General features: G+C 72.6%; 12 protein-coding genes, 1 tRNA gene and 1 pseudogene. 8 read left to right on the top strand and 6 right to left on the bottom strand.

Features of this window, described 5'->3' with window-relative positions:
* The first annotated feature begins 42 nt into the window (after positions 1-42).
* From E1166_RS07425 to E1166_RS07405, 5 genes and pseudogenes are all read left to right on the top strand, one after another.
* A tRNA-Thr gene (locus E1166_RS07425) sits at positions 43-119 on the top strand.
* Positions 120-500: 381 nt separating this feature from the next.
* Positions 501-902: an AraC family transcriptional regulator gene (locus E1166_RS07420; RefSeq protein WP_132336941.1), complete on the top strand. Its 402-nt coding sequence runs from the start codon at positions 501-503 to the stop codon at positions 900-902.
* Positions 903-937: 35 nt separating this feature from the next.
* On the top strand, positions 938-1,393 hold the full coding sequence (locus E1166_RS07415) for a VOC family protein (protein WP_132336939.1): 456 nt from the start codon (positions 938-940) through the stop codon (positions 1,391-1,393).
* Between the two features lie 30 nt (positions 1,394-1,423).
* A complete protein-coding gene (locus E1166_RS07410) occupies positions 1,424-2,038 on the top strand; it encodes a histidine phosphatase family protein (protein ID WP_132336937.1) in 615 nt (204 codons plus the stop codon).
* Between the two features lie 30 nt (positions 2,039-2,068).
* Positions 2,069-2,485, top strand: a pseudogene (locus E1166_RS07405) (ASCH domain-containing protein).
* A gap of 4 nt (positions 2,486-2,489) precedes the next feature.
* Here E1166_RS07405 and E1166_RS07400 read toward each other — a convergent pair.
* Complete coding sequence (locus E1166_RS07400; protein ID WP_132336935.1) at positions 2,490-3,089, bottom strand: hypothetical protein; 600 nt, start codon at positions 3,087-3,089, stop codon at positions 2,490-2,492.
* A 97-nt stretch (positions 3,090-3,186) separates the two neighbouring features.
* Complete coding sequence (locus E1166_RS07395; protein ID WP_132336933.1) at positions 3,187-3,720, bottom strand: hypothetical protein; 534 nt, start codon at positions 3,718-3,720, stop codon at positions 3,187-3,189.
* Positions 3,721-3,839: 119 nt separating this feature from the next.
* On the opposite strand from E1166_RS07395, the gene E1166_RS07390 reads away from it, so the two are divergent.
* A complete protein-coding gene (locus E1166_RS07390) occupies positions 3,840-6,215 on the top strand; it encodes a M4 family metallopeptidase (RefSeq protein ID WP_165944272.1) in 2,376 nt (791 codons plus the stop codon).
* Between the two features lie 85 nt (positions 6,216-6,300).
* Complete coding sequence (locus tag E1166_RS07385) at positions 6,301-7,068, top strand: enoyl-CoA hydratase/isomerase family protein (protein WP_132336931.1); 768 nt, start codon at positions 6,301-6,303, stop codon at positions 7,066-7,068.
* Positions 7,069-7,158: 90 nt separating this feature from the next.
* On the opposite strand, the gene E1166_RS07380 is transcribed toward E1166_RS07385, so the two are convergent.
* From E1166_RS07380 to E1166_RS07365, 4 genes are all read right to left on the bottom strand, one after another.
* Positions 7,159-7,602, bottom strand: coding sequence for an HNH endonuclease (locus E1166_RS07380; RefSeq protein WP_132336929.1), 444 nt, complete (start codon positions 7,600-7,602; stop codon positions 7,159-7,161).
* 224 nt (positions 7,603-7,826) lie between these two features.
* Positions 7,827-8,993, bottom strand: a complete 1,167-nt coding sequence (locus E1166_RS07375; protein WP_207914064.1) for a hypothetical protein — start codon at positions 8,991-8,993, stop codon at positions 7,827-7,829.
* Positions 8,994-9,131: 138 nt separating this feature from the next.
* Positions 9,132-10,658 (bottom strand): FAD-dependent oxidoreductase, encoded by a 1,527-nt coding sequence (locus E1166_RS07370; RefSeq protein WP_132336927.1) that lies wholly within the window; start codon positions 10,656-10,658, stop codon positions 9,132-9,134.
* A 25-nt stretch (positions 10,659-10,683) separates the two neighbouring features.
* Positions 10,684-11,187, bottom strand: coding sequence for an MSMEG_6728 family protein (locus tag E1166_RS07365; RefSeq protein WP_132268550.1), 504 nt, complete (start codon positions 11,185-11,187; stop codon positions 10,684-10,686).
* A gap of 87 nt (positions 11,188-11,274) precedes the next feature.
* Between E1166_RS07365 and E1166_RS07360 the strand changes: the two genes are divergently transcribed.
* On the top strand, positions 11,275-13,015 hold a 1,741-nt coding region (locus E1166_RS07360), incomplete at its 3' end, for an NAD-binding protein (RefSeq protein WP_132268548.1).

The following is a 13,015-nucleotide window of genomic DNA, read 5'->3' as shown; positions in this document are numbered from 1 at the left end:
GGATTTCCCGATGTCAGTCGCTATGCTGACCTCTGCGCACGCGCCCCTGTAGCTCAGCTGGCCAGAGCACTCGCCTTGTAAGCGAGATGTCGCCGGTTCGATCCCGGCCGGGGGCTCCAATTACATCGATCGATCCGACGGGCCCCCGGCCGCAGGTGTTGATCTGTATCGTGTCGTGGCTAGCCACCACGGGGGCCACAACACGACTCTGCGCCCGTAGGCCCGGCTCGCCCTCGGGACCGCGATCCTCGAGGTCGGTTCGGCGGTCCCCGGCAGCCAGGGCTACCTTCTCGCCCGTCGGAGGCGGACCGTTTCGTCGCCTGACGACTGCTTCCGCAGCGACCGGCCGTGATCCGGGTGGCCGGGTCGCTGCGCGTGGCTGGTGCGGCGCCGACTCCCAACGGCGGGCCGCAGCGGTCCACAACCGACGCGCCCCCGTACGATGACGGTTTTCGACGTGGGAGCCTGTGCCCAGGTCGGCGAACGGATCCGGAGCCGCGGTGAGTCGCGCGACTGAGGAGTCCAACCGGGCGATGCTGCGGGCCCGGGACGCGATGGACCGCGCGTACGCGGAGCCGCTGGACATCCCGGCGCTGGCCCGCATCGCCCTGGTGTCCGAGGCCCACTTCATCCGCACCTTCCGCGCCACCTTCGGCGAGACCCCGCACCGCTACCTGCAACGCCGCCGGGTGGAACGGGCGATGTCGCTGTTGCTGGAGAGCGACCGGGACGTCACCGACATCTGCTACGCGGTCGGGTTCAGCAGCCTCGGCACGTTCAGCCGTACGTTCCGGCAGATCGTGGGCCAGTCACCCACCGGGTTCCGCCGTACCCGACGCCCCACGCCGGGCGTGCCGAGCTGCTTCACCAAAGCCTGGACCAGACCCAGCAGTTTTGGATAAGCAGCAGCTCAGCGCCGGTCCGTAGGGTCTACGGCATGACGATGAACGCGATCAGCCGGTCCCAGATCTACGTCCTCGACCAGGACGAGGCGCTCGACTTCTATGTCGGCAAGCTCGGCATGGAGGTCAACACCGACGCCGACCTCGGCTTCATGCGCTGGCTGACGGTGAACCTGCCCGGCGACCCGGAGCGGGAGATCCTGCTGGAGAAGCCGGGCCCGCCGGCGCTGGACCCGGCCACCGCCGAGCAGGTCCGTGAGCTGCTCACCAAGGGGGCGTTGGGCGGGACGCTCTTCATGACCACCGACGACGCGCACAAGACGTACGAGCAACTGGTCGGCAGGGGCGTGGAGATCACCGACGAGCCGACCGAGCGGTCGTACGGCATCGACTTCGGCATCCGCGACCCGTTCGGCAACAAGATCCGTATCGGCCAGATGTTTCCCCGGGACTCGGCTCCGCAGGGGACGGACCAGATCGGCTGCGGATAGCATCGCCTCTCCCGATCCGGTGAGGTGACCATGGGCGTCCGCCTGCTCTACCTGGCCCGGCACGCCGAACAGGAACACGCGGAGGTGGAGGCGCCGCAGGCCGGGCTCAGCGCGCGCGGCCGGCGGCAGGCGACCCTGCTCGGCGAACGGATGCGCGGCGTGCCGTTGCGCGCCGTCCACCACGGCCCGCTGCGCCGGGCCGTGGAGACCGCCGAACTGGTCGCCGGGTCACTGCCGGGCACTCCGGTGTACGAGTCGGAGCTGGCCGGGGACCACCTTCCGCACGACACCGACCCGACCGGCCTGCCGCCGTCGTACGTGGACTTCCTGGCCGGTTTCTCCCCGGCGGAACGGGTGCACGGGCCTCGGGTGACGGCGGCGGCCGTCGCCCGGTTCGCCACCGCACCGGCCGACGGTGAGGTGCGCGAGCTGGTGGTCACCCACTCCTTCCTGATCGCCTGGCTGGTGCGACACGCCCTGCACGCACCCGGGTGGCGCTGGCTCGGCTTCAACGCCCACAATGCCGGGTTGACGGTGATCCGTTACAGCTTGGCCGGTCCGCCCAGCCTGATCGCCGTCAACGACGTCGCCCACCTGCCCCCGGAACTGCGGGGGACCGGCCTGCCGGCGGACTACCGGATCTGATCCGGTCACCGTGGCGGCTACCGTCGAACGGTGACAGACGATCTTTCTCGTTGTGAGTTCGCCTTCCCCGGGCCGCTGCGCGACCGGTTGGTCGCCGCCGTGTTCTTCGGGGCCAAGACCGCCACCACGTCCCTGCTGCCCGACTACGAGGCTGACGGCGAGCCGTTGCCGGTGGTCGGTGCCCGGTCGGTGGTGGTGGACTCCGACGACCGCCCGGTCGCGGTGGTGGAGACGACCGAGGTCCGCATTGTTCGGCTCGGCGACGTCGACCTCGACCATGCCCGGGACGAGGGCGAGGGGCACGACTCGGTGGCCGCCTGGCGGGCCGGGCACGAGGCGTAATGGCGCGGCCCGGACTACCGGCAGTGGCGGGGCGACCCGGAGTTCACCGTGGACGACGACATGCCGGTGGTGCTGGAACGCTTCCGGGTGGTCGAACGGCGGTGACCGGTCAACCGGTGGTGCCGTCGAGTCGGTCGCGGATCTCGAAGAACTCCGTGGTGAGTTCCAGCTGTCTGCGGGCGGAGATGAAGGCGACCACACCGGCGGTCTGCGGGTCCGCCCAGCCGCAGACGGTCAGGTAGCGCTTGTTTTCGGTGCGGCCCCGGCCGCACCGGGCCTCGCCGTTGAACCGGCCGTACTCGACGGTGCGGAAGGTGGTGACCGGGTACGGGCGCAGCACCCGGGTCAGGGTCGCGTCCAGGTCGCTGAACCTGCCGGACACCCCGCTGACCACGACCGCGTCGGCGGTCCGGGCCCGCCCCGCGTACGCCCCGTCGACGCTGCTGCTCACGTCGGCGGCGGATTCCCGCAGCCGTTCCAGCGACGACCGGGAGACCCGGGTCAGCTCCGGCTTGGGGGATCGGGGCAGGCCCAGCACCGTCTCCGGCAGGGCCAACGTCCGGGCGGCCGTCGCCGTCGGGGCCGGTGTCGCCGCCGGTTGCCCGCCCACCCGGGCGCAGCCCGAGGTCAGCACCACGGCACTGGTGATCAGCAGCGTGGTGAGCAGGGCAAACAGCCCGGGCGGGCCGATGAGGCGACTTTTCGGCATGATGCTCCTCGACGGATCGGAGCGGTACGTTACCCGGCAAACGTGACGATCATCTGTCCAGCCCGGAAAGCACCGCGTCGACCAGCGCCTCGGCTTCTCAACGGGTGGGTGGGCCGGCGGCCCGAGGTGCCGGTGTGAAGCCGGTGACCGGTCCGTCGATCCCGGTCGCGGCAAACAGCAGGTACGCGATCGTGGCGGCGGCCGGCGGCGGCTGCGGACCGGTGGGGCAGTCGGTCCACGCGACGCTGCCCGCCGGGACGGTGAGCCGGTACCGGAAGGTGTCCGCGCAGCGGCCACCGATGCTCGCCCCGCCGTCGCCGCTGGTGGCGTTCTCCGTCAACGCGCGGAGCTGGTCGAGACCGGCGGACGAGAGTCGACCCTTCCGAAGGGCGCCGCCCCGGCCGGTGACCGTCCATTGCCCGTCCGATTCGACGGTCACCGTGTCGTCGCGGCCCGCCAGACCACCGGTGCGGGTCAGGACGACCCGGAAGTCGGCCCGGCCGGTGGCGCTGCTCGCCGTGCCCTCGGGGGTGGCGTCGGCCGACGGGGTGCCGGTCGGGGCGCTCGCGCAGCCGGTCAGCAGCCCGGCCAACACGGCGATCTTGACAATGGTCAGGGCGGATGATCTCATGCCGGTCGGACGCGCACCGTCGCCGTCGGGTTCCGTCAGCAGGACGCCCTCCCCCGTTCGGCCAGTGTCGGTGTCGACGAGCGCTACCCCGGTCACAGGTTTCCCTGCCAGGAGGGCACGTGAAAAGACCCCTTGCCGCCGTCGGCGCGATGCTGCTCACCGGCGGCATGCTGAGCTGCGTCGTCACCACAGCTCAGGCGGCACCCGCCCCCGTTCCGGCCCCCTCGTCCGCGGCCCGTGCCGCCACCGTGCTGCGCAGCAACCCCGGCGCCGTCCAGGGCACCGCCGCCGAGGCGTACCAGGCGGTCCGGACCAAGGTGGACGCGAATGGTGCGTCACACACCCGCTACACCCGCACCTACCGGGGGTTGCGCGTCAACGGCGGTGACTTCGTCGTCCACACCGCGCCCAACGGCACCTACGCCGGCTCCTCAGTGGGCCTGGCCGCTCCGCTCACCCTCTCCACCACCCCCCGGCTGACGGTGACCCGGGCCAGGGTGCTCGCCCGGCAGCAGTTCAAGGGCAAGTTGGAGCGCGTCGGCACCCCGGAACTCTTCGTGGACGCCAGCAGCGGCACGGGTCGCCTCGCCTACGAGACCGTCCTCACCGGCTGGCACACCGACGGCCAGACCCCGTCGCGCTTCCACGTCATCACCGACGCGATCAGCGGCAAGGTGATCGGCACCCACGACGAGATCGAGATGATCGCCGGCACCGGCCAGAGCCTCCACTCGGGCACGGTCGACATCGACACCACGGTCTCCGGCAGCCTGTACTCGATGGTCGACCCGGTCCGCGGCAACGGCTCGACCTGCGACATGAACAACGGCACGTCGACCTGCACCACGTTCACCAACTCCGACAACACCTGGGGCGACACCAACCCCCGGCAGAAGGCGGCGGTCGACGCGCACTTCGGTGCGGCCAAGACGTTCGACTACTTCAAGAACGTGCACGGCCGCAACGGCATCTTCGGCGACGGCCGGGGTGTACCCAGCCGGGTGCACTACGGCAACAACTACAACAACGCCTTCTGGGACGGCGCCCGGATGACGTACGGCGACGGCGTCGGCAATGCCCGGCCGCTGGTGTCGCTCGACGTGGCCGCCCACGAGATGAGCCACGGCATCAGCGACAACGTGGTGCCCGGCGGGCTGCTCTACTCCGGTGAGTCCGGCGGCATCAACGAGGCCACCAGCGACATCTTCGGCACGATGGTGGAGTTCTACGCCAACACCGCCGCCGACCCGGCCGACTACCAGATCGGCGAGAAGCTCGACTTCAACGGCGACGGCACGCCGCTGCGCCACATGTACGACCCGGCGCTGGACGGCGCGTCCGACAGCTGCTGGAGCACCGGCACCAAGAACAAGGACGTGCACTACTCCTCCGGCGTGGCCAACCACTTCTTCTTCAACCTCGCCGAGGGCACCGGCGTCACCCCGTACGGCACCTCGCCGGTGTGCGGCTCCGCGCCGGCCGTGACCGGCGTCGGCCGGGCCAAGGCGGAGAAGATCTGGTACCGGGCGCTCGACGTGTACTTCACGTCGACCACCGCGTACGTCAACAACACCACCCCGTCGAACACCGCGCGGGCCTACACCCTGCGAGCCGCCACCGATCTGTACGGCAGCTGCTCCACCGAGTACCGGGCCGTGCAGGCGGCGTGGACCGCGGTGAACGTCGCGGGCACCGACGCGCCCTGCTCCAGCGGCAACGACTTCTCCGTCTCGCTCTCCCCGACCGCCGGCTCGGCCGACCCGGGCGGCTCGGTCAGCACCACCGTCGGCACCACCGTCACCAGCGGTAACGCGCAGACCGTGACGCTGTCGGCTGACGGCCTTCCGGCCGGTTCGTCCGCGTCGTTCAGCCCGTCGTCGGTCACCGCCGGCAACTCGTCGGTGCTCACCATCGCCACCACGACGAGCACTCCGCCCGGCACCTACCGGGTGAGCGTGACCGGCACCGGCTCCGCCACCCGGACGGCGACGTACACGCTGACCGTCAACGGGACCGGCAGCTGCGCCAGCCCCGGGCCGAAGCTCGACAACGGCGGCTTCGAGTCCGGCACCACCGGGTGGGCGCCCAGTTCGGGCGTGATCGGCACGTTCACCGGGCAACCAGCCCGCACCGGTACCCGCAACGCCTGGCTGAACGGGTACGGCAGCACCCGCACCGACACCCTCTCCCAGGCGGTGAGCCTGCCGGCCGGCTGCACGTCGTACCGGTTCAGCTTCTGGCTGCACATCGACTCGGCGGAGACCGCCGGCAGCGCCTACGACACGCTGAAGGTGCAGGTGCTCAGCTCCGCCGGCAGGGTACTGACCACCCTGGCCAGCTACTCGAACCTGGACAAGGCCGCCGGGTACGCGCCGAAGTCCTTCTCGCTGGCCCCGTACGCCGGCCAGACGGTCACGCTGAAGTTCGTCGGCGTGGAGGACAACTCGCGGCAGACGTCCTTCGTGGTCGACGACGCCGCGGTCGACGTCGCCTAGGCTGACCTGGTTGTCGCCGGGCCCGCGCCGTTATGGTCGCCGCACGGGTCGGTGCGGACCGGCCGGTGCGGAAGGACGGTGGGCGGTGTCGGAGGCGGAGCTGACCGTCGAGGTGACCGGCGCGGTGGCGACGGTGACCATCCATCATCCGGCGCGGCGCAACGCGATGACGCCGGCCATGTGGCGGCAGCTACCGGTGCTGTTGGACGGCCTGGAGGCCGACCCGTCGGTGCGGGCGCTGGTGTTGACCGGGACCGGCGGCACCTTCTGCGCCGGGGCCGACCTGGGTGATCTGGACGAACTGCTCGACGCGGGTGACCACAGCATCGCGGTGGCCGCCGAGGAACGGCTGGCCACCTTCGCCAAGCCGACCGTCGCCGCCGTACGCGGCGCCTGCGTCGGCGGAGGCTGCCAGCTCGCGGTCGCCTGCGACCTGCGGTTCGCCGCCGAGGACGCCCGGTTCGGCGTGCCACCGGCCCGGCTCGGGCTGGTCTACCCGGCGCCGACCACCCGCCGGCTCACCCGCCTGGTCGGCCCGTCGACCGCGAAGTTCCTGCTGTTCACCGCCGAGCTGATCGACGCCGAGCGGGCGCTGCGGGTCGGTCTCGTCGACGAGGTGCTGCCGGCCGACGCGCTCACCGCCCGGGTCGCCGCCGTCACCGCCGCCATCGTCCAACGTTCCCAGCTCAGCATCGTTGCGGCCAAGGAGATCGTCGACGAGCGGGCCGGCCCGGCCCGGGTCGCCTGGTGGCACCGGAAGGTGCGGGACAGCGGCGAGGCCCACGAGGGAATCACCGCCCACCACGAACGGCGGACCCCGACCTTCACCTGGTCACCGTCGGACGGACGCTGACCGCCGGCCGACGTCGAACGGGTGGGGCCGGCGGGCGTCGCGCCGGAGGCGTACCTCCGACACGGCCCCCTGTGCCCGCCGGCCGGCCCGTCACCGCCCGGCCAGCGACGCCCAGCTCGGGACGACCGGCTCGCGCCGCAGCGGCATCCCCGCCTCGGCCGGCGTCCGGTCACCCTTGCGCTGGTTGCAGGCGTAGCAGGCGGCGGTCGTGTTGCGCCAGGTGTTCCGGCCGCCGCGCGAGCGGGGCAGGACGTGGTCGATGGTGCTCGCCGGCCCGCCGCAGTACGCGCAGCAGCGGGCGTCGCGCCGGAGCACACCGGCCCGGGACCAGGCCGGCCCGGCCGAGAACCGCCAGCGGGTCACGACGTACCGGACGAGGCGTACCACGCGGGGGACCGGGAAGACCCCGATCACCTGGTCCGGTTCGGCTTCGTGGATCTCGGCGACCCGGCGGCAGAGCATCCGGATCGCGTGCTGGATGGTGACCCGGTGCAGCGGGCCGAGGTCGGCGTTGATGACGAGGACGGCGTCCACCGGGCTCTCCCTTCATGATCGGCGGCGCACCGGGCCGGGCAGCGGAAAGCCGCCCGGTCCGGAAACGGGACGGGCGGCTGGGCGCGTGGGGTGCACGCGGCAGGCGGGTCACCCGTCCCGGGGACCATCGGCTCGGCAACCCTCGACGGACAGCGCCGACCACGCGCACCCCAGGTGCGACAACGACATGGCGAGCTCCCGGCTGACTGGTTGACCTTGCGCGATCACGGTAGGTCGACGCCGGAGACGGGAGCAACGTATTTCGATCCCGGCTCCGTACGGTCGGGCTGTCGCTGTCGTGTGGTGCGCCGTGCGGCGCGCGCCGCCGCCAGCGGCCGGTTGATCCGCTCGGCCATCTGGGCGATCAGCTCGCTGTCCAGCAGTGGCCGGTTGACCTCGGCGGCGACGGAGAGCGCCGGCCCGGAGACCGAACGCCAGATCGCGGTGAGTCCGGCGCCGAGGCCGACCAACGCCACGGCCGCCCGGGTGGTGGGTGAGCCGGCCGCCGCTGCGGCGCTCACCCCGACGACCGCGCCGAGCACCACCAGCAGGGGTAGGAGCACTGGCCAGAAGATGCCCCGTGCCGCCTGGACCACGAGTTTCCGGTCCCGGATGATCAGGTTGCGGGCGACCACCGCCCAGTTCTCCTCGTCGAGCAGGTCCTTCGGGTGCAGTCCGCCGGTGAGCACGCCCCGCCACAGGTCACCCTGGTTGCGCAGCTCCCGGGCCAGCTCCGCGGTCCCCGGCTCGGCCGGGTCGCCGACGGCGGCCCGGGTGACCGCGGTGGCCCAGGTCCGCAGTGAGCGTCGCACCACCGCCGCCGAGTACGGCGGCAGCACGCTGGCCAGCTCGTCCAGCCAGCGGCTGATCTCGACGTGCCGGCCACCGAAGCGGTGCACCAGCCGGTCGGCGTCGCTCTGCCGTACGGTGTCGGCCAGCGAGCGACCCAACCGGTACGCCAGCCCCACCCGGTGGTTGGTGGCCATCGCCCAGCGCAGCACGTCCACGTTCAACTCGTCCAGGGCGAGCAGCAGCGGATCGCCACCGGCCCGGGCGCGGGCGGTGGCGGTGGACGGCCCGGGCCGGTCGGGGGCGGTCAGCTCGGCGATCTGGGCCAGGGCGACATCCACCCCGTCCAGGTACATCCGCATCCGGTGCCAGCCGGACATCTCGGTGAGGTTGGAGAGTTTGGCGGGGGCGATGACCGGCGTGGCGTCCGGGCCGGTCAGGTCGGCGGTCTGCGCGTGGTGGTAGGCGTCGGCCATCCACCATCCCAGCCGCAGCGCGGTGACGATGCACGCCCGTTCGTCGCGGAGCAACCCGTACGCGTCGTCGCGCCTGTCCTCGGCGACGCCCGCGACCTCTTCGGCGTACCGGTGCAGTGGCGACACCCTCGGCGACCTCCCGTGCCGGTCGCTGACCGGCTGTCGACGGACGTGAACCCAGCGTAGAACAGCAGATGGGAGGTTTTGTCCGGATTGGCGAACCGTTTCTTCGGCCGTCCCGGAACGGATCCTCAGGGTCGCCGGTCAAGGGCGGGCCAACAGGCCATGCGGGCGGACCGAACGGACCGGCTCGGCGGCGGCGCCCTCGGCCCGCAGGATGTGGTTGGCGGCGCTGATCCCGGTCGCCGCCGACCGCTCCATCAACGCACTGGGGAACTCGGTCCGGATGCCGTCGCCGGCCAGGTAGAGCCCCTTGGCGTCGGTGCGTGTCCCCGGGCGGCCGGCGTGGCTGCCGGGGGCGAACGCGGGGGCCCGCGCCTCGACCCGGGCACGCAACTCGCGGACCCGCAGGCCGGCGGCCTCCGGCCACAGCCGGCACAGCTCCACCCGCATCCGCTCGGCCAGCTCGCCGGCGGGCACGCCCGGCTCGCAGGCGTAGGCGTGCAACTCCACCACCGACCCGCCGGTCCGTTCCGCCCAGCGGCGGGACTCGTTCTCCAGCCGGTGGTAGAGAGCCACCGAGTCCAGCGTCGGCTGCCGGGACACCCCGCTGAACACCGCCCGGTCAGCGCGGACGTCCCCGTCCAGCCAGTACCGCGCCACCGCGTACGGCGGGCCGGCCTGGCCGAACGCCGGCATCCGTGCCACCAGCCGGGGTGCTTGCGCGACCAGGCCGGGGGAGGCGGCGACCAGCGCGGCGAGCGCGGGCGGATCGACGGCGAGCACCACGTGCCGGGCCGTGTACCGGCTACCGTCGGCGGCGGTCACCCGCCAGCCGTCGGGCTGCCGGTCCAGCCGGGCGGCGGCGACACCGGTGACCACCCGGCCGCCGTGCCGCGTCACGTGCCGGGCCAACGGCTGCCAGATCGCCGTCGCGTAGTCCTCGTCCGGGCAGTCGAACGCCAACCCCTCCGGATTGCCCAGCAGATAGAAGTGGAACTGGGCGATCAGCTCGGCGGCGGACATCGCCGTCTCGTGGTTGAAGAACGAGTGCGAGAAGACCTCGAACAGCATCGCCCGCGCCCGGTCCGGCAGCCTGAGCGAGGTGAGCAGCGCGTCGGCGGTGGTGTCGTCGAACTCGGCGTAGGTACCCGCCGGGTGGTAGCTGAGCAGCGGCAACGCCGCGTCCCGGTCCATCCGGCGCAGGTCGGCCAGGCGCAGACTGGGACTACGGGCCAGCAGGGCGAGCAGGTTCATCGGCGGAGCCGGCGGCAACCTGCCGAACTCCTCGGCCGGCCACCGCCCGCTCAGCACCGGGTACCCGTCGACCGGCTTGAGGAAGGCCAGCGCCGGATCGATCCGGCGCAGGATCGACCGCCAGTTGTAGTACTGCCGGAAGAACGCGTGGAAACCGTGCTCGTTGACCTGGATGCCATCGGCGAGGGCTTCCGGCCAGGCGCCGAGCCGGCCGCCGAGGGTCGGCGCAGCCTCCAGCACGGTCACCCGGATCCCGCGTTCGGCAAGCACCACCGCCGCCGACATACCGGCGATCCCACCGCCGACCACCAGGGCCGTGGTCGGTCGCGGCACCCGGGGAGCGCCACCGCCACCCGGGTCGACCAGGTGCTCGCGGACGCCGATGAGCCGGCCCACCACCTGCGACAAGGTCATGTGTGCCGGCCTGCCACGATAGCCGTCAGCCGGTCCGTTCGGCGTCCGGCGGCAGCGCACAGCGCCGCTGCCGGTCCGAGGCGGGCCAGACGTACTCCAGGTCGGGTGGGACGTCGCCGAACAGCGGCCCGTAGTGCGCCGGATCCTTGCGCAGCAGCGACGAGCGGTGGCTGCGGTGCAGGTCCTCCCGGCCCAGCCAGGGCGGCAGCTCACCGGCCTCGGCCAGCTCCGCCTGACGGCGGACGGCGGTGAGGCCGCAGGCGCTCGCCAGTTCGCCGACCAAACTGCCGGCACAGGTGTCCGCCCGACCCGGTTCGCACCACACGGCGCAGACGTCCAGCCCGTACCGGGTCAGCGCCTCCTCGTAGCCGGCCCACATGCGTACCGCCGGATGGTGGCGCCAGCCGTAGTCCGGCCGGGTCAACCCGCGCAGCACCTGGAGGGTCTCCACCCGCTGCTTGCCCAGCCGCCGCTGGTCCAGCGTCCGGGCGCTGGCCAGGAAGTCGGGATACGGGAGGAACGTCTGCACGGCGGTGCTCTACCCGCCGCCAGGCGTGACATGCCTGCATGATCGACGGGGCTGCGCGTACGGCGAGCGGCTGACTACCATCCGGGCATGGCGGAGCCCCAGCACGACCGCGCTCGCCGGCCCGCCGGACTGCGGCTGTGGCGCGGCAACGACCACCGCCGGCACTACGTGATCTGCGGTCAGGACCCGCTGTCGTACTGGGTGACCCGCGCGCTGCTCGCCCCGGAGTTGGCCGCCGGCCGGGTACGCATCACCCTGATCGTGCCGGAGCGTCGCCGCGGTGACGGGCCGGACGGCCGGGAACTGGAGGGCGTGCAGGTGGTCCGGGCCGATCGGCTGGACGAGGCGACGTTCCGTCGGGCCGGCCTGGCCGGAGCGGCCGGGCTCGCCCTGCTGCACCAGGACGACGTCGGCAACATGCACGCCGCGCTCTGCGCCCAGGAGGTGGAGCCCCGGCTTCGCCTGGTGGTCCGGATGTTCAACACCAGCCTCGCCAACGGCCTGCGGGAGCTCTTCCCCGACTCGGCGGTGCTCTCGGACGCCTCGATGGCCGCCCCGGCGTTCGTCGCCGCCGCGCTCGGCGAGGTCGCGCCCACCCACTTCCGGCACGCCGGCCGCACCCTCTACGTCGCCGAGCGTGACGACGTACGTTCGGCCGACGTGGTCTGCGGGTTGGCGGTCACCACCGACCCGGAACTGGTCCGGGTGCTGCCCGCCGACGAACACTCCGCCGACGTGGTGCTCGCCGAGGCGACCGGGCAGCCGGCCGGGACGGAGCTGGCCGCCCGCCGGCTGGTCCGCGCGCGTCGCCGGCGGCAGCCGCTGGCCGTGCTGCTGCGGGCGGTCCGCAGCTTCGCCACCCGCAAGATCGGGATCGCGGTGCTCCTGCTGCTGGCGGTGATCGCCGGGCTGGGCTGGCTGAACGCCCGCGCGACGGACGTGAGCTGGGCCGAGGCGATCTACCTGACCCTGGTCACCACGCTCAGCGGGCAGGACCCGGACGTCACCAAGCCGGCCGCCGCCCAGATCATGCAGGTGGTGCTCAACCTCGCCGGGCTGGCGCTGATCCCGCTGATCACCGCCGTGGTGGTGGACGGGATCGTCAACACCCGGTTGGCCCTGCACTCGGGCCGGATCCAACCGGAACGCACCGGCCACGTCGTGGTGGTGGGGCTGGGCAACATCGGCACCCGGGTGATGGCCCAACTGCGTGACTTCGGCGTCGAGGTGGTGGCGATCGACCGCAACGCCGACGCGCGCGGGGCGTCGCTGGCCCGGCGGCTGGGCGTACCGATGATCGTCGGGGACGCCGCCCGGGAGGAGACGCTGCGGTCCGCGTCGGTCGAACACTGTCAGGCACTGGTCGTGGTCTCCACCGACGACGGGGCCAACCTGCGCGCCGCGTTGACCGCCCGGGGTCTCAACCCGGAGCTGCGGATGGTGCTGCGGCTCTTCGACGGCGACTTCGCCGAGCGGATCCAGAAGGCGTTCGGTATCGGCATCTCGCGCAGCGTGTCGTACCTGGCCGCGCCCGCGTTCGCCGCCGCGCTGCTGGACCGGGCGGTGATCGCCACCATCCCGGTCGGCCGGCACGCGCTGCTGGTGGTCGAGGTGCCGGTGGTGGCCGGCGCCCCGTTGGACGGCAGCCCGCTGTCCGCCGTGGCCCGCCCCGGCGAGGTACGCCTGCTCGCCCACACGCCGGCCGGGCAGCGGACCGACTGGCGGATCGACCCGCGGATGGTGATCTCGGCCGGGGACCGGTTGACCGTGGTGGCCCGGCGGGCGGGGCTGTCCGCCCTGCTCCGCGAGACGACGCCGGCCCCACCAC

This window comes from Micromonospora sp. KC213 (genome assembly GCF_004348325.1).
Classification (GTDB): Bacteria; Actinomycetota; Actinomycetes; order Mycobacteriales; family Micromonosporaceae; genus Micromonospora.
The sequence above is the reverse complement of the archived record's forward strand: the minus strand, read 5'-3'. Positions and strand labels throughout refer to the sequence as shown.